General features: G+C 65.1%; 17 protein-coding genes. 7 read left to right on the top strand and 10 right to left on the bottom strand.

The genetic code is table 11. The annotated features are described in order from the left end of the window. Positions 1-17: 17 nt before the first annotated feature. The 3 genes from kdpA to ACFDR6_RS23185 all read right to left on the bottom strand — a co-directional run bounded on the left by kdpA (position 18) and on the right by ACFDR6_RS23185 (position 2,894). Positions 18-1,721 carry a potassium-transporting ATPase subunit KdpA gene (gene kdpA / locus ACFDR6_RS23195; RefSeq protein ID WP_375859619.1) on the bottom strand — a complete coding sequence of 568 codons (1,704 nt, stop codon included), beginning with the start codon at positions 1,719-1,721 and terminating at the stop codon, positions 18-20. 112 nt (positions 1,722-1,833) lie between these two features. Next, positions 1,834-1,923 (bottom strand): K(+)-transporting ATPase subunit F, encoded by a 90-nt coding sequence (locus tag ACFDR6_RS23190; RefSeq protein WP_247322870.1) that lies wholly within the window; start codon positions 1,921-1,923, stop codon positions 1,834-1,836. A 389-nt stretch (positions 1,924-2,312) separates the two neighbouring features. Next, positions 2,313-2,894 carry a TetR/AcrR family transcriptional regulator gene (locus tag ACFDR6_RS23185; RefSeq protein ID WP_317240932.1) on the bottom strand — a complete coding sequence of 194 codons (582 nt, stop codon included), beginning with the start codon at positions 2,892-2,894 and terminating at the stop codon, positions 2,313-2,315. Between the two features lie 81 nt (positions 2,895-2,975). On the opposite strand from ACFDR6_RS23185, the gene ACFDR6_RS23180 reads away from it, so the two are divergent. The 3 genes from ACFDR6_RS23180 to ACFDR6_RS23170 all read left to right on the top strand — a co-directional run bounded on the left by ACFDR6_RS23180 (position 2,976) and on the right by ACFDR6_RS23170 (position 6,027). Next, positions 2,976-3,716 carry a crotonase/enoyl-CoA hydratase family protein gene (locus ACFDR6_RS23180; RefSeq protein WP_375859618.1) on the top strand — a complete coding sequence of 247 codons (741 nt, stop codon included), beginning with the start codon at positions 2,976-2,978 and terminating at the stop codon, positions 3,714-3,716. Between the two features lie 70 nt (positions 3,717-3,786). Further along, positions 3,787-4,419, top strand: a complete 633-nt coding sequence (upp, locus tag ACFDR6_RS23175) for a uracil phosphoribosyltransferase (protein ID WP_212088667.1) — start codon at positions 3,787-3,789, stop codon at positions 4,417-4,419. 33 nt (positions 4,420-4,452) lie between these two features. Beyond that, a complete protein-coding gene (locus tag ACFDR6_RS23170) occupies positions 4,453-6,027 on the top strand; it encodes an AMP-binding protein (RefSeq protein WP_375859617.1) in 1,575 nt (524 codons plus the stop codon). 22 nt (positions 6,028-6,049) lie between these two features. Here ACFDR6_RS23170 and ACFDR6_RS23165 read toward each other — a convergent pair whose 3' ends face one another. Further along, the gene (locus tag ACFDR6_RS23165; protein WP_375859616.1) at positions 6,050-7,216 is read right to left on the bottom strand and encodes an acyl-CoA dehydrogenase family protein; all 1,167 of its coding nucleotides are present in this window, start codon (positions 7,214-7,216) and stop codon (positions 6,050-6,052) included. 95 nt (positions 7,217-7,311) lie between these two features. Here ACFDR6_RS23165 and ACFDR6_RS23160 point away from each other — a divergent pair, with 95 nt between their 5' ends. Both ACFDR6_RS23160 and ACFDR6_RS23155 read left to right on the top strand, forming a co-directional pair. Then, positions 7,312-7,815: a MaoC family dehydratase gene (locus ACFDR6_RS23160; RefSeq protein WP_375859615.1), complete on the top strand. Its 504-nt coding sequence runs from the start codon at positions 7,312-7,314 to the stop codon at positions 7,813-7,815. Then, complete coding sequence (locus ACFDR6_RS23155; protein ID WP_375859614.1) at positions 7,815-8,666, top strand: HpcH/HpaI aldolase/citrate lyase family protein; 852 nt, start codon at positions 7,815-7,817, stop codon at positions 8,664-8,666. Before ACFDR6_RS23160 ends, ACFDR6_RS23155 begins: the two co-directional genes overlap by 1 nt. Positions 8,667-8,765: 99 nt before the next feature. Here the strand turns inward: ACFDR6_RS23155 and ACFDR6_RS23150 are convergent, their stop codons facing one another. The 6 genes from ACFDR6_RS23150 to ACFDR6_RS23125 all read right to left on the bottom strand — a co-directional run bounded on the left by ACFDR6_RS23150 (position 8,766) and on the right by ACFDR6_RS23125 (position 13,528). Beyond that, on the bottom strand, positions 8,766-9,149 hold the full coding sequence (locus ACFDR6_RS23150; RefSeq protein ID WP_375859613.1) for a hypothetical protein: 384 nt from the start codon (positions 9,147-9,149) through the stop codon (positions 8,766-8,768). Positions 9,150-9,297: 148 nt separating this feature from the next. After that, a complete protein-coding gene (locus ACFDR6_RS23145; RefSeq protein WP_375859612.1) occupies positions 9,298-10,404 on the bottom strand; it encodes a trypsin-like peptidase domain-containing protein in 1,107 nt (368 codons plus the stop codon). A gap of 157 nt (positions 10,405-10,561) precedes the next feature. Further along, complete coding sequence (locus ACFDR6_RS23140; RefSeq protein WP_212088655.1) at positions 10,562-10,897, bottom strand: hypothetical protein; 336 nt, start codon at positions 10,895-10,897, stop codon at positions 10,562-10,564. 87 nt (positions 10,898-10,984) lie between these two features. Further along, the gene (locus ACFDR6_RS23135) at positions 10,985-11,476 is read right to left on the bottom strand and encodes an Hsp20/alpha crystallin family protein (protein ID WP_375859611.1); all 492 of its coding nucleotides are present in this window, start codon (positions 11,474-11,476) and stop codon (positions 10,985-10,987) included. 76 nt (positions 11,477-11,552) lie between these two features. Beyond that, positions 11,553-12,014, bottom strand: a complete 462-nt coding sequence (locus tag ACFDR6_RS23130; RefSeq protein ID WP_212088651.1) for an Hsp20 family protein — start codon at positions 12,012-12,014, stop codon at positions 11,553-11,555. Between the two features lie 212 nt (positions 12,015-12,226). After that, positions 12,227-13,528: an MFS transporter gene (locus ACFDR6_RS23125; RefSeq protein WP_317240937.1), complete on the bottom strand. Its 1,302-nt coding sequence runs from the start codon at positions 13,526-13,528 to the stop codon at positions 12,227-12,229. 339 nt (positions 13,529-13,867) lie between these two features. Between ACFDR6_RS23125 and ACFDR6_RS23120 the strand changes: the two genes are divergently transcribed. Continuing rightward, positions 13,868-15,079 (top strand): ABC transporter substrate-binding protein, encoded by a 1,212-nt coding sequence (locus ACFDR6_RS23120; RefSeq protein ID WP_375859610.1) that lies wholly within the window; start codon positions 13,868-13,870, stop codon positions 15,077-15,079. Between the two features lie 7 nt (positions 15,080-15,086). Next, on the top strand, positions 15,087-16,820 hold the full coding sequence (locus ACFDR6_RS23115; protein WP_375859609.1) for an FAD-dependent oxidoreductase: 1,734 nt from the start codon (positions 15,087-15,089) through the stop codon (positions 16,818-16,820). The last annotated feature ends 1 nt before the right edge of the window (position 16,821 follow it).

The following is a 16,821-nucleotide window of genomic DNA, read 5'->3' as shown; positions in this document are numbered from 1 at the left end:
GCGGTCACTCCAGACGATCAGAACAGGTTGCCGGCGTTCATCGCCAGATGCTCGACGATCGGACCGAGCGCGAGTGCCGGGAAGAAGGTCAGGCCGCCCACGATCAGGATGACGCCGACGACGAGGCCGACGAACAGGCCGCCGGTGGTCGGGAACGTGCCCATGGATGGCGGGATCGATTTCTTCGCCGCGAGCGACCCCGCGATCGCCATCGCCGGCACGATCATGAAGAAGCGACCGACGAACATCGCGCTGGCGAGCGTGAGATTGTAGAAGAGGGTATTGCCCGTGAGACCTGCGAAGGCGGAGCCGTTGTTCCCGGCCGCCGACGTATAGGCGTAGAGCACTTCGGTGAAGCCATGCGGTCCGGCATTTGCCATCGAGGCGACGGCTGCCGGATAGACCACACCGACGGCGGTCCAGCCGAGGATCATCAGCGGCAGCACCAGGATGGCCAGCATCGCCATCTTGACCTCGCGCGCCTCGATCTTCTTGCCGACATATTCCGGCGTGCGGCCGACCATCAGGCCTGCGACGAAGATCGCGAGGATGACGAACAGCAGCATGCCGTACATGCCGGCGCCGACACCGCCGACGATGATCTCGCCGAGTTCGATGTTGATCAGCGGGATCATGCCGCCGAGCGCTGTGAAGCTGTCGTGCATGGCGTTGACGGCGCCGCACGAGGCGGCGGTGGTGATGACGGCGAACAGCGAGGACGCAACGATGCCGAAGCGGACCTCCTTGCCCTCCATGTTGCCGCCGGTCAGGCCCAGCGCGTGGAGCGTCGAGGTGCCGCTGGCCTCCGCCCAGTAGGTGACGGCAACACCGGCCAGGAACAGCACGCCCATGACGGCGAGGATCGCCCAACCCTGGCGCTGGTTGCCGACCATGCGGCCGAACACGTTGGTCATCGCAGCTCCGATCGCCAAGATCGACAGCATCTGCACGAAGTTCGACAGCGCGGTCGGGTTTTCGAACGGATGCGCAGCGTTGGCGTTGAAGAAGCCGCCGCCATTGGTGCCGAGCATCTTGATCGCGACCTGGGATGCCACCGGGCCGACTGCGATGGTCTGCCTGGCGCCTTCGAGCGTGGTGGCCTCGACATAGTCGCCGAGCGTCTGCGGGATGCCCTGCCAGACCAGGAACAGTGCGTAGACGACGCAAATCGGCAGTAGCACGTAAAGTGTGCAGCGTGTGACGTCGACCCAGAAATTGCCGACCGTGCGCATCGACGCACGCGAGAAGCCGCGGATCAGCGCCACCGCCAACGCGATTCCGGTTGCCGCCGACAGGAAGTTCTGATGGGTCAATCCGAGCATCTGGACGAGATAAGACAGCGTGCTCTCGCCGCCGTAGTTTTGCCAGTTGGTGTTGGTGAGAAAGGAGATCGTCGTGTTGAAGGAAAGGTCCGGAGCGACTGCGCCCTGCCCGGCCGGATTGAAGGGCAACACGGCCTGGAGCCGCATCACGCCGTAGATGACGAGGAAGCCGCTGACGTGGAACAGCAGCATGGCGACCGTGTAGGTCATCCAATGCTGCTCACGCTTCTCGTCGACACCGGAGATCCAATATATGCCGGCCTCGATCGGACGCAGGACGGGTGACAGGAACGTCCGCTCGCCGCCGAACACCCGCGTCATGTACCAGCCGAGCGGTTTTGTGAGCGCGACGATGATGATGCAGAACAGAATGATCTGGAGCCAACCGACCATGGTCATGGAATCAACCTTTCAAGCTTGGCGCCCGCCGCAGGAGCGGCAGGAGCAACGTCAGCAGGCCGGCGACGAGCACGGCGTCGGCCAGTAGCAATTCGACGAGCAGCAACACGGGTCAGAACCGCTCGGGCCGCAGCAGCGCGTAGGTGAGATAGGCCAGCAGGCCGAACGAGACGGCGCCGGCGAGCACATAATCGAAGATCATGATCCGCGTCCTCAAAGCCGTTCGCAGGCGAAGGCGTAGCCGATCGCGAGCGCAAAGAAGCCGCATCCCAGCGCCAGCATCAGAATGTCCATCATGGCGATACTCCTCGTTGCACCCAGTTTTGGCGCAACTATTCCTCAGGCTCGGACGGGCAGTTCGTAACCAAGACGATCCATGCAACCTCGGCGCCCGGCCGGATCTTCACCACGCTGAAGTGCCACCAGGGGCATAGGTTTTCGAGATGAGGGCTGTGGCGAAGTTATAGGAATCTCATAAAGACTGGCGCAGACGACGCGTTGACCCGCACCCGCAAGGCGCCCGGCCCGCTGCGTCCCTCAGCCACCTCTCCTGACGCCCGTGATCACGCTTGTCGCGCGCGGGCTCGGCGTCTAGCTCCTCGCTTCGCTCTCGATCAGCCGGGCCAATTCCGCCGCCGTGACCTCGATCGGCCGGCCGCTGCGCTCGACGCGGGCCTGGATCAACGCACCCTGGAGCGCCGAGGTGCAGAGCACGGCCAGCGCTTCGGCGCGGGATCTGCCGAAGCCGTCCGCGACCAGCTTGTCGCGCAGGATCGATATTCGCGCCGCGTAGGCCTTGCGACCGGCATCGGACACGGCACGTTCGCGCGGTGCCAGCTCGAGCAGCACGGTCGTGATCGGGCAGCCATTGCGAAAGCCGGAGCCCTGCATCCAGCCCGCCAACAGTCTTGCATGGGCACGCAAGAGATCGGCGGTCGAGCCGCATTCTTCCGCGAGCTTGGCGACCGTGGCGGCGACGCGGCGGCCCGCCTCCTCCACCGCCGCCACCGCGATCGAGGATTTTCCGTCCGGAAAGTAATGGTAGAGCGATCCTTTTGGCGCACCGCTGACGTCGACGATGTCGTTCAGCCCGGTCCGGGCGAAGCCCTGGCGGCGGAACAGCGTCACCGCGGCATTGATGATGGGCTGGCGGTGTCTTGGCACGGCCGGCATGGCGTCCTCCGGTAAGAATTATATTGATTGGTCTACATCAGACTTCGACAGTCAAGCCGTAACCACAACAAGGAGCGGTCAATGGCCAAGGCAGTAAGCTACCAGTTGGAGGACGGAGTCGCGCGGATCGGGCTCGACGACGGCAAGGTCAATGTGATGTCGGCCGCGATGCTGGCGGAGATCGGCGCCGCCTTCGACCGGGCCGAAGGGAAAGCCGAGGTCGTGGTGCTGCGCTCGGCACGGCCCGGCATCTTCTCTGCCGACTTCGATCTCAAGGTCTTCGCCTCGGGCGATGCCGCCAGGAGCCTCGAAATGGTCCGCGCCGGCGCGGAGCTTGCGCTGCGGCTGATGTCGTTTCCGCATCCGACGATCGGCGTGATGGAAGGCCACGCATATCCCATGGGAACGTTCCTGCTGCTCGCCTGCGACGTCAGGCTGGGCGCGCGCGGGCCGCATCGCATGGGGCTGAACGAGGTCGCGATCGGCATCGCGCCGCCGAGCTTTGCCATCGAACTCGCGCGCAGCCGCCTGCATCCGGCCTGGCTCAGCCGCACCGCGGCGCTCGGTGAAATGTACGAGCCGGAGGAGGCGCTGACCGCCGGCTTCCTCGACCGCGTGGTTGCACCGGAAGCCATCGAGGGCGCGCTTGCGGAGGCCGTCGCCGCGTTGCGCGCCATCCACAAGCCATCACATGCGACCGCGAAGAAGCGCCTGCGTCAGGCCGCGATGGACGCGATGCGTATTGCGATCGACCGTGAATTGACCATGGCTGCCTATGCGGCAAGCAACCGGGCCCGCAGCGCGGTGGCAATGCCCGGCTGACGTCAGCTGTCCCTGCGGAAACCACCCAGCCGATCTGGCGCAACTCCAGGGAACCGTGTAGATCGGTTTCATGAGCAGCAACGTCAACGTCGTCACCCACCCCCTGGTCCAGCACAAGCTCTCCCTGATGCGGGAGAAGGACCGGTCGACCAAGAGCTTTCGCGAGATCCTGAACGAGATCGGGATGCTGCTCGGCTACGAGGTGACGCGCGATTTGCCGCTGGAGCTGGTGGATATCGAGACGCCGATCGCGGCGATGCAGGCACCCAAGATCGCCGGCAAGAAGCTCACGCTGGCGCCGATCCTGCGCGCCGGCGTCGGCTTCCTCGACGGCATGCTGGCGCTGATGCCCTCGGCGCGCATCGCCCATATCGGGCTCTACCGCGACCCCGAGACGTTGCAGGCCGTGGAATATTACTTCAAGGCGCCGCAGGATCTGTCCGACCGCACCGTGATCCTGATGGACCCGATGCTGGCGACCGGAAATTCGGCCTGCGCCGGCGCTTCCCTGCTCAAGGCGCGCGGCGCCCGCGACATCCGCTTCGTCTGCCTTCTGGCTGCGCCCGAGGGCATCGCGCAGTTCGAGAGCGAACATCCGGACGTGCCGATCTGGACCGCTGCGATCGACGAGCGGCTCAACGACCACGGCTATATCGTGCCGGGCCTCGGCGATGCCGGCGACCGGATGTTCGGTACCAAGTAGACAGATTTGCGCGGTCGGGTTACTCCGCTTGCCATGAGTGCCAACGCGTTTTCGCTGCAATCGCTGATCCGGCTGGAGCCCGCCGCCGATCCCGCCTTCGTATTCGACGGCACGCCAGTGTCGCGCGCCGGGTTCTCCGATAGGATCGAGCAATCCGCGGCTTGGCTTGCAGCACAGGGCATCGGCAAGGACGACGTGATCGCGGTCTGGCTGGTCAACCGGATCGAATGGCTCACGCTGCTGTTCGCCGCCGCCCGCCTTGGCGCCGTCGTCGCCGCTGTCAACACGCGCTACCGCAGCGGAGACGTCGCGCATCTGCTTCGCGTGTCGGGCGCGAGGCTGCTGGTGGTCGAAGCCGCTTTCCGCTCGATCGATTTTGCCGCAATCCTGGCCGACCTCGCCAAGGACGAGGTGCCCGCGCTGCAACGGCTCGCGGTGATCGGCGCGGATGCGATCCCGGCGCATTGGCCCTGCGTGCGTTTCGACGCCTTCGACAGGGCTTATCCTCCCGCCCCGCCGGCTCAGGACGATATCGACCTGCCTGTCCTGCTCTACACGACGTCGGGCACCACCAAGGGACCGAAGCTCGTCGTGCATTCGCAGCGCACGCTGGCGAGCCACGCCGTCGCCGTTGCCAAGGCGCTCAGGCTCGATCCGCAGCGTCACGCGCTGCTGGCCATGCTGCCGTTCTGCGGCACCTTTGGCATGACGAGCCTGCTCGGCTTCGTCGCGGCGGGCGCGACCGTCCACGTGCTCGACGCCTTCGAGGCGGCACCGGCGCTGAGGATCCTCAGCGCGCACAAGATCACGCATTCGTTCGGCTCGGACGAGATGTTTCGCCGCATCCTCGCCCTCACCGACGCGCCCCGGCCGTTTCCGCATCTCGAACTCTGCGGCTTCGCCGCATTCCAGCCCGGCTGGCGCGAGCTGGCCGCGGAGGCCGAGACCCGCGGCCTGCCACTGTTCGGCCTTTACGGGTCGAGCGAGGTCCAGGCCTTGTTCTCGATCGCGCAGCCTGGCGATGCCTTCGCCGACCGCATCGAGGGCGGCGGCTGGCCGATGTCACCCGACACGAAAGTGCGCGTGCGCGACACCGAAACCGGCGAGCTTGCGCCGTTCGGCGTTTCCGGCGAGATCGAGATCAGTGCGCCGTCACGCTTCCTCCGCTATTTCAACAATCCGGAGGCGACGCGGGAGGCGATCACCGCCGACGGATTCTTCCGCACCGGCGACATCGGCCGGCTGCGCGGCGACGGCTCCTTCGTCTACGAGACCCGCGCCGGCGATGCCATGCGGCTCGGCGGTTTCCTCGTCGCGCCCGGCGAGATCGAGGACGAACTCAAATCCTGTCCTGGCGTTACCGACGCCCAGGTGGTCGCCGTCGATCTGAAGGGCCAGGCGCGCTGCGTCGCGTTCGTGATCCCGGCGAAGGAGCCACCGATGCCGGAGACGCTGATCGCGCACCTGCGCGACCGGCTCGCCGGCTACAAGGTCCCGGCGCGAATCTATGTCGTGGATGCCTTCCCCGTCACCGACAGCGCCAACGGCGTGAAGATCCAGCGGGCCCGGCTCCGCACCATGGCGATGGAACGGATCGCCTCCGAATAGCTGTTCGCGCCGCGAGAGCCGTTCAGTAAGACTTGGCGAGGCCAAGCACCTTCTCCGCGATGAAGCTGAGCGCGAGCTGCGGGCTGACCGGCGCGATGCGCGGGATCAGCACCTCGCGCAGATAGCGCTCGACGTGGAATTCCTTGGCGTAGCCGAAGCCGCCATGGGTCATCACGGCCTGCTCGCAGGCGTGATATCCGGCCTCGCCTGCGAAGTATTTCGCGGCGTTCGCGCCAGCGCCGCAGGGCAGGCCCTTGTCGTATTGCCAGGCCGCCTGCATCACCATCAGCCAGGCCGCCTCGAGCTCGACCCAGTTCACCGCGAGCGGATGCTGGATGCCCTGGTTCTTGCCGATCGGCCGGTTGAAGACCACGCGCGTTTTGGCGTACTCGGTCGCACGCGACAGCGCGAGCTTGCCGAGCCCCACGGCCTCGGCAGCAATCAGAATGCGCTCCGGGTTCATCCCTTCGAGGATGTACTGGAAGCCCTTGCCTTCCTCGCCGATCCGGTCCTCCATCGGGATTTCAAAATCCTCGAAGAACAGCTCGTTGGAATCGACGATCTTGCGGCCCATCTTCTCGATCTCGTGGACCTTGATCTTCTGGCGGTCGAAGTCCGTGTAGAACAGGCTGAGGCCGTGGGTGGGCGAGCGCACCTCCTCCAGTGGCGTGGTGCGCGCCAGCAGCAAGATCTTGTGCGCGACCTGCGCGGTCGAGATCCACACCTTCTGGCCGTTGACGATGTAGCGGTCGTTCTTGGCGACCGCGCGGGTCTTCAGCTGGGTGGTGTTGAGGCCGGTGTTGGGCTCGGTGACGGCGAAGCAGGCCTTCTCGCGGCCCTCCACCATCGGCGGCAGCATGCGCTTGCGCTGGTCCTCGGTGCCGAACACGACGACGGGATTGAGGCCGAACACGTTGATATGGACCGCAGAGGCGCCGGACATGCCCGCACCGGATTCCGCGATAGTCCGCATCATGATCGCAGCTTCAGTGATGCCGAGCCCGGAGCCGCCATATTCTTCCGGCACGCAGATGCCGAGCCAGCCAGCGTCGGCTAAGGCCTTGTGGAAGTCGTGCGGGAAGCCGCCGTCGTGGTCCTTCTTCAGCCAATAGGCGTCGGGAAAGCCCTCGCAGATCTTGGCAATGGCGTCGCGAATGGCCTCCTGCTGATCGGTGAGCGCGAAATCCATGGTCTTGATCTCCCTTCGCCAAGCGTCTTTAGCTCGAAAAACTGCATGCAGATACGTGAATTTGCCCGCGAAGTGTGTCTACCATGCATGGGGTCATGCGGCGCAACGCAACGAGCGCGCCGTTATTTCGCAGGGAGGAAACCGCGATGGCCGGACTTTATTTCGAGGAGTTTTCCGTGGGCCAGGAGTTCAGGCATCCGCTGACCCGGACCGTCACGGAGATGGACAACACCATGTTCAGCCTGCTGACGCTCAATCCGCAGCCGCTGCACATCGACGCGCATTTCGCCGAGAAGACCGAGTTCGGCCAGCGCATTTTCAACAGCCTTTACACCCTCGGCATCATGATCGGCATGACGGTCTATGATACGACCATGGGGACCACCGTCGCCAATCTCGGCATGACCGACGTCGCCTTTCCAAAGCCCGTCTTCCATGGCGACACCTTGCGGGCAACGACAAAGGTACTCTCGTTGAGGGAATCCAAATCGCGCCCGAGCGCGGGCATCGTCGAGTTCGAGCACCATGCCCTGAATCAGAACGACGAAATCGTCGGCAAATGCCGCCGCATGGCGATGATGCACAAGAGGCCGGTCTGATGCGCTCGATGCTGTTCGTGCCGGGCGATTCCCCGCGCAAATTCGAGAAGGCGAGCGAAGGCAAGGCCGACGCGCTGATCGTCGATCTCGAGGATTCCGTCGTCGCGGAGAAGAAGCCGGAGGCGCGCGGGCTGACGCTCCAGATGCTGAAGGGCTCTCGCGGCCCGCATCAGCTCTACGTTCGCGTCAACGCCCTCGATACCGGCATGACGCTGGCCGATCTCGCCGCGGTGATGCCCGGCAGGCCCGACGGCATCGTCCTGCCGAAATCGCAGGGCGGCGATGACGTCCGCCAGGTCGCGACCTGGCTCGAAGCCTTGGAAGCCGCAAGCGGGATCGCAGTCGGCGCAACGCGCATCATCTGCGTCGCGACCGAAACCGCCGGCTCGATCTTCGGCCTCGGCAGCTACAAGGGATGCTCCCCCCGCCTCGCCGGCCTGATGTGGGGCGCGGAGGATCTCTCCGCCTCGCTCGGCGCGACCGAGAAAGCCTCGGGCGGGATCTTCCACAGCCCTTATCGCCTCGCGCGCGATCTCTGCCTGATGGCGGCCGCCGCAGCGGAGGTCGCGCCGATCGACACCGTCTATACCGACATCGACAATCTCGCAGGCCTTGAGGCGGAAACGCGCGCCGCACGACGCGATGGCTTCTCGGCCAAGGCGCTGATCCATCCCAAACATGTCGATGTCGTCAACGCGGCCTTCGCGCCGACGGAGGCCGAGCGCATATGGGCGGAGAAGGTGATTGCGGCATTTGCGAGCAATCCCGATTCCGGCACGCTGCGGCTCGACGGCCAGATGATCGACAAGCCGCATCTACGCGCCGCGAAGAAGATCCTGGGCCAACCCTAGATCGGGACACAAGCCTTCGCTGGCGAAAGGCGAAGCGCGGCGAGGTCGCCGCGCTGATGGCACGGACGGTCGACCGGCTGCGCCGCAGGAGCTTGAACCTCAGTCGAACGCCTGAACAGGCGGCGCTGACGTTTGCGCCGAAACGGCCGGCGCGGCTTGAACGGGCGGAGCCGGATTGAGGGTCGGTCGCATCTGGCCGTTGGCATTCATTGCCTCGCGCGTGCGCGGTGGAACGCGGGTCGCGGCGGCGCGGCGTGGCGGCGACCGGTGTCTTGCCGATTGCGAACCTCTCAGGCCCCAGGAGCGGGCGATCGAAGGTCCGGCCGTGTAGCCGATCAAGGCTCCGGCAACCGCACCGACCGGTCCCAGCACTACCGCACCGGATACCGCGCCGAGCGCTGCGTCGCCCGCGCGCTCCTGTGCGACCGCGGTCACGGGCACACAGGCCAGCATCGCGACAGCAGTGATCAATACCTTGTTCATCGGAGCGCCTCCCTCATGGGAAATCACTCCTGCTCAAATATGGCGGCACGACGTTTGTATGTTGCCCATAGCGGGGCAATCGGCCGTTGGAACTTGGATGAGTGGACCTCCCGCCCGGCCACCAGGATCACCCCGCGCTGCGAGCCTGCTAACGAACGAGACGATTCCCGCCGGCGACGGCACCGCTCGTTTCGGCCGCGGGAGCGATCCTCACCGCGGCCGCGAGCGGTGCGCCATTGCGCAAGAAAGTGAGCTTTACCTCGTCGCCGACGCGAGCAAGGCCGATCGTGTTGCGGAGCTGGGCGGCGGTGCGGATCGGGCGGTCGTCGGCCCGGGTGATGATATCGCCCTTGCGCAGGCCCGCCTGTTCCGCTGGCGAATCCACCGCAATCTCCGCGATGACGGCACCTTGGTTCAATCCTTTGTTGACCGACGGATGCAGGTCCTTCAGCGAAACCCCGATCCGGCCGCGCTCGACACGGCCCTTGGCGATGATCTGCTCCATCACCTTGCGAGCCATGTTGACGGGAATTGCAAAGCCGATGCCGACATTGCCGCCGGCGGGTGAAATGATGGCCGAGTTGATGCCGACCAGTTCGCCGCGCAGGCTGACCAGCGCCCCGCCGGAATTGCCGGGATTGATCGCGGCATCGGTCTGGATGAAGTCCTCATAACCCTGCTTGCCGAGTCCGGTCCGCCCCAGCGCGCTGACGAGGCCTGACGTCACGGTCTGGCCGAGGCCGAAAGGGTTGCCGATCGCAAGCACGAAGTCGCCGACCTCGAGCGCGTCGCTGTCGCCGAAGGACAGCGCCTTGAGCCCGGCCGGGTTCTGGATCTGCAGCACCGCTACATCGGTCGGCGGATCGCGGCCGACGACCTTGGCGGAGAACTGCCGGCCGTCCTTGGTGGTGACCTGAACGACGGAGGTGCCTTCGACCACATGATTGTTGGTCAGCACATAGCCGCGCTGGGCATCGACGATGACGCCGGAGCCGGTCGCATTGACCTCCTTCTCGATCTGCCGGGGGACGTCGAAGAACTCGCGGAGCAACGGGTCGCGGTAGAGCGGATTGTCCTCCCGCACGCGGCCATGCACGGAAATGTTGACGACGGCCGGCGTCACCTGGCGCACCAGGGGCGCCAGCGTCGGCATCGAGCCGCCCGTCCTCAGGTCTGGAATTTGGCCAGCGGCCGGCTGCGATGCCGTGAGCGCGAGCACCAGCAGCGCCAGCGAAAGCAAACGCACGATATTCATCTTGGTCACCTGCCGCTGAACCGGGATGTGGATGAAAGAACCTTGCGGCCTCAGTCACGCGGTGCGGCGACAAGACCGTGCATGACAAGAAACGGAACGGCAAAGGCCGCCGAGGCCTGGCCGAGCAGCACGAGCGCCAGGACGGTGTGGGTGATGATCATGCGGCGCGCCTCTCCGCGGCGGCCCAGGGCCGCCGCAGCCGCATCGGAACGCCGCCCCCGCGTGGCGGGTCGTCATTGTCATTGTCGCCGTCGAGCTTGCGCAACGCCGCCAGAACATCGGCAAGCCGGATGGTGCGGCTCATGCCCGGTATCTCGCGCAAAGCGGGACAGGATTCGACCGCGTACATGTCGGAGGCCCAGGACGACAGGATGATCCGCTTCTCCGGCGCGGAGAGCTCCTCCGCGTTCAGGACGTCGGCGGGCGACTCGTAATGGGCAGCGGGATGAAACAGCGGGTTGAGTGTTCCGGCATTGGTATTCGCTTTGGTCATGGCGTGTCTCCCTGATGCTCCTTTCCGTGGGGGACGGGTTTGTTGACGTTGAGACGGCGGCGTCGATCGCCGCCGTCTCGCTTGGCACTAATGCGTGTTGATCGCGATGCGCTTGACGCCTTCGCGCGCCTTCTCCGATTTCGGCAGCGACACGGTCAGGACGCCGTTGCTGAACGACGCCTCGGCCTTGTCTTCCTCGACGCCCTCCAGCGGAATCTGCCGCTCGAACGCGCCGTAATAGCGCTCGGTGAAGTACCTGCCTTCGCCGTTGCGCTCCGCCTTCTTCTCGCCGCGGACTGTCAGGACGCCATTGGCGATCTCAACCTGCACGTCCTTCTCCGTGAGGCCGGGAAGCTCTGCGGAGACCGTCAGCGTCTTGTCGGTCTCGCTGAGCTCGACCTTCGGCCAGCCGAATCGGCTTTCCATCAGTGGGGACAGGCCGGTTCCGCCGAACCCACGGAAGACGTCGTCGAACAGACGGTTCATCTCACGGTGAAGCGTCAGGAAGTGATCGAAATTGTCGCGCGCCGGCGCAAGCTCCTGGTTTCTCGACCAGGGAATGAGATCACGAAAACCCATGGTTCTCTCCTTCATGCATCGGGAGCGCGGCCCGCGCATCCGCGCGCCGCGTTCCGCTACCAACTCGATCGAGCGTTCAAGCTGCTTTCTTTTGCTCGATCTGCGATGCCGCAGGAGCGCCGCCCGCAATGGGAATCCGGCGCGGCTTCATGGCTTCCGGAACCTCGCGGACGAGGTCGATGATCAGGAGCCCGTCCTGGAACGAGGCCTGCTTCACCTGGACATAGTCGGCAAGATTAAACACGCGCCGGAACGGACGCGCGGCGATGCCCTGATACAGGTATTCGCGCGCAGCCGTCTCGGGCTTCCTGCCCTCGATGGTGAGCGCGTTCTGTTCGGCCGTCACCGTGATGTCGCTGGCGCCGAACCCCGCCACAGCAACGCTGATCCGGTAATGGTCTTCGCCGGAACGCTCGATATTGTAGGGGGGATAATTGTCCTCGGTCGCCTGGCGCAGGGTGGTGTCGACGAGGTCGGCCAGGTGGTCGAAGCCGATGGTGGAACGCCACAGGGGCGCGAAGTCAAAACTGGTCCTCATAACCAAGTCCTCCAAAGAGCAAGATGGATACGAAGGAGCGCAAGGCAGGGGGACCCCGGCCAGACGCCCGTACCGGACCCGGGTTTGGCATCCGGCACACCGCTCTCGCGGCGAAAAACGACTTAGAAGATCGGAAGTCGGTTTCAAGGGGCCGGCTCAAAATTTTTTTGCCGCCGGGCGTCCCCCCGGCCCCCCGGCGGGCGGGCTGCCCCTCAGGATCTGAGCGCGGCGCGCGCCGTCTCCGGCGCCATCAACGTAGCGATGATCGTGATGAGCGACAACGCGATGATGTAGACCGACACCGCCCAGTAGGAACCGGCCCATGCGAGCAGCGCTGCGGCGATCAGCGGCGAGAAGCCGCCGCTCAGTGCTGCCGCGACATTGGCGCCCAGCGAGGCGCCGCTGTAGCGAACCTGGGTGCGGAACAGCTCCGGCATGAAGGCAGCCTTCGGTCCGAACAACAGGGCGTGCGTTAGCGTCATCGTCACCACGAGTGCCAGCGTGATCAGCGCCGGCTCCCTGCTGTCGAGGAACCAGAACAGCGGAAACGCCAGCGCCACCGAGAAGACGCCGCCGGCAAGATAGAGCGCCTTGCGGCCGAAGATGTCGGACAGCCACCCGGCGAGCGGCAGCGTCGCGAACTCGACGATGGCGGCCCAGACGACCGCGTCCAGGATCACCTGACGCGGCAGGCCCAGTTTCGTCGTGGCGTAAACCACGGTGAAGACGGTGAGCAGATAAGCGAGCCCAACCTCCGACACCGTGATGCCGATCGCCAGCAGAAAGCTCCGCCAGTCCCGGCGCAGCACTTCGAGCACCGGCTGCGCCAGCACCTCCCTGCGCTCGACCACCTCCTTGAAGTGCGGCGTCTCCGCAAGCTTGAGCCGCACGATGAAGCCGACACCGACGAGCAGGATGCTGATCAGGAACGGCACGCGCCAACCCCAGCTCAGGAAATCCGCCTCGGGCAGCTGCGTCATCAGACCGAAGATGCCGGTGGAGGCGGCGACGCCGACGGGAAAGCCGATCTGCACCAGGCTGCCGTAGAAGCCGCGGCGATTGCCGGCATGTTCGATCACCATGACGACCGCGCCGCTCCATTCGCCTCCCAAGCCGATGCCCTGGACGAAGCGCAGCACGACGAGCAGGATCGGTGCCCAGACGCCGATCTGATCGTAGGTCGGCAGGCAGCCGATCAGGAAGGTGCCGAGCCCCATCGCGATCATGGTTGCGACCAGCATGGTCTTGCGGCCGAGCCGGTCGCCGTAATGCCCGATGATGGCGCCGCCGATGGGCCGCGCCACGAAGCCGACCGCATAGGTCGAGAACGCCGCCAGCGTTCCGACGAAGGGATCGAAGCTCGGAAAGAACAGCTTGTTGAAGACCAGCGCCGCCGCCGTGCCGTAGATCAGGAAATCGTACCACTCGATCGCGGTGCCGAGTGCGCTCGCCCACACCACATGCGCCGTCGTCGATTTCTCCGCCCCCGCGGAAATCCCCATTGCTGTCGTCATGCCCTGCCCCAAGATTCCGCATGCATCATGGCCAATCGCAACGACGGTTGCAACCTGGGGGCGTGTCGACCCTCACAGGATCACCGCGCGATTTTTGCGCGCAGCTGCTTCAACATCCGTCATCGCGATGAGCCTTTGCGACAAGACAATCCAGCCGGTCTCCGCGGGGACGGTTCGGGATCGCTTCGCTGCGCTCGCAATGACGACGCCAAGACAGCAGTTCCTCCCGGCCTTCAGGAACTTCGCCCGTTATTCGCCATTGACAAATTTATTAGCTAATATCTAATTTCCCAAACCAGCTTGCCGCGTCAGGCGGCCCATAAGAGAGAGGAAACAACCATGAGAGGGCTTCTGGCCTGCGTGCTCGCGGCCATGACTTCGGCAGCCACGACCACAGCGGCCACCGCGCAAGTCTCCGACGAGGTGGTGCGGATCGGCGTGCTGACGGATCTGTCGAGCTGGGGCCGCGACAATTCCGGGCCGGGCTCGGTCGAAGCCGCGAAGATGGCGGTGGATGAATTCGGGCCGGCCGTGCTGGGCAAGCCGATCGAGATCATCAGCGCCGACCACCAGATGAAGACCGATGTCGGCGTGCAGATCGTCCGCGGCTGGTTCGACAACGGCAAGGTCGACGCCGTGGTCGACATCCCCAATTCCGGCATCGCGATCGCCGTCCACAACATGGTGCGCGAGCGCGGCAAGGTCGCGCTGCTGTCGGGCCCCGGCGCGAGCTCGTTGACCGACGAGCTGTGCAGCCCGAATACCGTGCACTTCACCTACGATACCTACGCGCTGTCGAAGGTGACGGCCTCGGCTGTCATCAAGGAAGGCGGCAAGTCCTGGTACTTCATCACAGCCGATTATGCCTTCGGCCAGCAGCTCGAGAAGGATGCAACCCGTTTCATCAACGAGATGGGCGGAAAGGTGCTCGGCGGCGTCAAGCATCCGACCAACACCGCGGACTTCTCCTCCTTCGCACTGCAGGCGCAGAGCTCGAAATCCGACGTGGTCGCTTTCGCCAATGCCGGCCAGGACACCGACAACGCGGTCAAGCAATCCGGCGAGTTTGGCCTGGTGCAGGGCGGCCAGAAGCTGGTCGGCCTCCTGATGTTCGACACCGACGTGCACGCGATCGGCCTCAAGGCCGCGCAGGGCACCTACATGACCACGGCGTCGTACTGGGCCATGGACGAGGCCACCCGCGCCTGGTCGAAGAAGTTCTACGAGCGCACCAAGGTGATGCCGACCATGATCCAGACCGGCGTCTACGGTTCGGTGCTGCATTATCTCAAGGCGATCAAGGCCGCCGGAACCGACGATTCCGCAAAGGTGATGGCGAAGATGCGCGAGCTGCCGATCGAGGATACATTCGTCCATGGCGGCAAGTTGCGGGAGGACGGCCGCGTCATCCGCGACATGTATCTCGCCAAGGTGAAGAAGCCCGAGCAGTCCAAGGAGCCATGGGACTATCTGGACATCGTCAAGACCGTAAAGGGCGAGGACGCCTTCCGCCCGGTCTCCGAGTCCAAATGCCCACTCCTGAAGAAGTGAGATCCAGATGACCGGCAACGAGCAAAGCGCAATTGAGACCTACGAGTGCGACGTGCTCGTGGCCGGATCGGGTTGCTCCGGCATGTCGGCCGCGATCACCGCGCGCCATCGCGGCCTCGACGTGCTGGTCGTGGAGAAGGAGCCGCGCTTCGGCGGCACCACCGCCCGTTCCGGCGGCTGGCTCTGGATCCCCGGCACGTCGCTGGCGAAGGCCTACGGCATGGAAGAGACGCCGGAGCAGGCCCGCACTTACTTGCGGCACGAGGCCGGCAACAATTTCGATGCCGCGCGCGTCGATGCATTTCTGTCGGCCGGGCCGGAAGCGGTGGACTTCTTTACCACCAAGACGGCGTTGCGCTTCGACATGCCGCTGGTATTTCCCGACTACCACGCCGAGGCACCCGGCGGTGCGCAAGGCGGCCGCTCCATGGTGACGCGCCCGTTCGACGGCCGCGAACTCGGCGACCTCATCAAGTCGCTCGGCATGCCGCTCCCCGAGCTTACGGTGTTCGGCATGATGCTCGGAAGCGGCAAGGAGATCATCCACTTCATGCGGGTGACGAAGTCGTTGACCTCGGCGGTCTACGTCGCCAAGCGCCTGTCGCGACACCTGATGGACGTGCTGCGCTACGGCCGCGGCATGACGCTGACGAACGGCAATGCGCTGGCGGGGCGCCTCGCAAAATCCGCGCTCGATCTGAAGATTCCGATGTGGCTGTCCTCGCCGGTGCGCGAGCTGACGGTCGAGAACGGGACGGTGACAGGCGCGATCGTTTCGCGCGAGGGACGCGACGTCCGGATCCGCGCGAGGCAAGGCGTCGTGCTCGCTTGCGGCGGCTTTCCGCATGACGTCGAGCGGCGCAAGAAGATGTTTCCGCATGCGCCGACCGGCAACGAGCATTATTCGCCGGGGCCGACCGGCAATAGCGGGGATGGACTACGTCTGGCGGAAAGCGCCGGCGGTCATATCGAGGACCGCTTGCCGAATGCGGCAGCCTGGGTGCCGGTGTCGCTGACCACGCGCAAGGACGGATCGAAGGGCGTGATGCCGCACTTCATCGACCGTGCCAAGCCCGGCGTGATCGCGGTGATGCGCGACGGCCGGCGCTTCGCCAATGAGGGCAATTCCTATCACGACTTCGTCCAGGCCATGGTCAAGGCCGCGAGGCCCGGTGAGGAGATCGCGGCCTATCTCGTGTGCGATCACAAGACGCTGCGGAAATACGGCCTCGGCTGCGTGCCGCCCTTCCCGATGCCGCTGGGCCACCACTTGAATACAGGCTATCTCATGCGCGGCGATACGTTGGAGGCACTTGCGGCGAAGGCCGGCATCGATCCCAAGGCCTTCGTCGAGACCGTCGGGCAGTTCAATGCGACCGCGCCGCTGGGACACGACGCCGCCTTCGGCAAGGGCTCGAAGGCCTACAACCGCTACCAGGGCGATGCCATGCACGGCCCGAACCCCTGCGTCGCACCGATCGAGAACGGGCCGTTCTATGCCATCAAGATGATGGTCGGCGATCTCGGCACCTATGCCGGCATCGTCACCGACGAGAATGCGCGGGCGCTCGACGCCGAGGGCCGGGTCATTCCCGGGCTCTATGCGGCCGGCAACGACATGGCGAGCATCATGGGCGGCAATTATCCCGGGGCCGGCATCACGCTTGGGCCGGCGCTGACCTTCGGCTACATTGCCGGACGACATCTTGCCGACAGCGCCGTCAAGCGCGACGCGGCATAGC

It is taken from the genome of Bradyrhizobium tunisiense (genome assembly GCF_042263385.1).
In the GTDB taxonomy this organism is placed as follows: domain Bacteria; phylum Pseudomonadota; class Alphaproteobacteria; order Rhizobiales; family Xanthobacteraceae; genus Bradyrhizobium; species Bradyrhizobium tunisiense.
Note: the sequence above shows the minus strand (reverse complement) of the source record. Positions and strands in the feature narration are given on the sequence as shown.

What these genes read in the sequence shown, in the direction of transcription:
- kdpA (WP_375859619.1), bottom strand. Translation starts at nt 1,721, where the DNA reads ATGACCATGGTCGGTTGGCTCCAGATCATTCTGTTCTGCATCATCATC.
- ACFDR6_RS23190 (WP_247322870.1), bottom strand. Translation starts at nt 1,923, where the DNA reads ATGATCTTCGATTATGTGCTCGCCGGCGCCGTCTCGTTCGGCCTGCTG.
- ACFDR6_RS23185 (WP_317240932.1), bottom strand. Translation starts at nt 2,894, where the DNA reads ATGCCGGCCGTGCCAAGACACCGCCAGCCCATCATCAATGCCGCGGTG.
- ACFDR6_RS23180 (WP_375859618.1), top strand. Translation starts at nt 2,976, where the DNA reads ATGGCCAAGGCAGTAAGCTACCAGTTGGAGGACGGAGTCGCGCGGATC.
- upp (WP_212088667.1), top strand. Translation starts at nt 3,787, where the DNA reads ATGAGCAGCAACGTCAACGTCGTCACCCACCCCCTGGTCCAGCACAAG.
- ACFDR6_RS23170 (WP_375859617.1), top strand. Translation starts at nt 4,453, where the DNA reads ATGAGTGCCAACGCGTTTTCGCTGCAATCGCTGATCCGGCTGGAGCCC.
- ACFDR6_RS23165 (WP_375859616.1), bottom strand. Translation starts at nt 7,216, where the DNA reads ATGGATTTCGCGCTCACCGATCAGCAGGAGGCCATTCGCGACGCCATT.
- ACFDR6_RS23160 (WP_375859615.1), top strand. Translation starts at nt 7,312, where the DNA reads ATGCGGCGCAACGCAACGAGCGCGCCGTTATTTCGCAGGGAGGAAACC.
- ACFDR6_RS23155 (WP_375859614.1), top strand. Translation starts at nt 7,815, where the DNA reads ATGCGCTCGATGCTGTTCGTGCCGGGCGATTCCCCGCGCAAATTCGAG.
- ACFDR6_RS23150 (WP_375859613.1), bottom strand. Translation starts at nt 9,149, where the DNA reads ATGAACAAGGTATTGATCACTGCTGTCGCGATGCTGGCCTGTGTGCCC.
- ACFDR6_RS23145 (WP_375859612.1), bottom strand. Translation starts at nt 10,404, where the DNA reads ATGAATATCGTGCGTTTGCTTTCGCTGGCGCTGCTGGTGCTCGCGCTC.
- ACFDR6_RS23140 (WP_212088655.1), bottom strand. Translation starts at nt 10,897, where the DNA reads ATGACCAAAGCGAATACCAATGCCGGAACACTCAACCCGCTGTTTCAT.
- ACFDR6_RS23135 (WP_375859611.1), bottom strand. Translation starts at nt 11,476, where the DNA reads ATGGGTTTTCGTGATCTCATTCCCTGGTCGAGAAACCAGGAGCTTGCG.
- ACFDR6_RS23130 (WP_212088651.1), bottom strand. Translation starts at nt 12,014, where the DNA reads ATGAGGACCAGTTTTGACTTCGCGCCCCTGTGGCGTTCCACCATCGGC.
- ACFDR6_RS23125 (WP_317240937.1), bottom strand. Translation starts at nt 13,528, where the DNA reads ATGACGACAGCAATGGGGATTTCCGCGGGGGCGGAGAAATCGACGACG.
- ACFDR6_RS23120 (WP_375859610.1), top strand. Translation starts at nt 13,868, where the DNA reads ATGAGAGGGCTTCTGGCCTGCGTGCTCGCGGCCATGACTTCGGCAGCC.
- ACFDR6_RS23115 (WP_375859609.1), top strand. Translation starts at nt 15,087, where the DNA reads ATGACCGGCAACGAGCAAAGCGCAATTGAGACCTACGAGTGCGACGTG.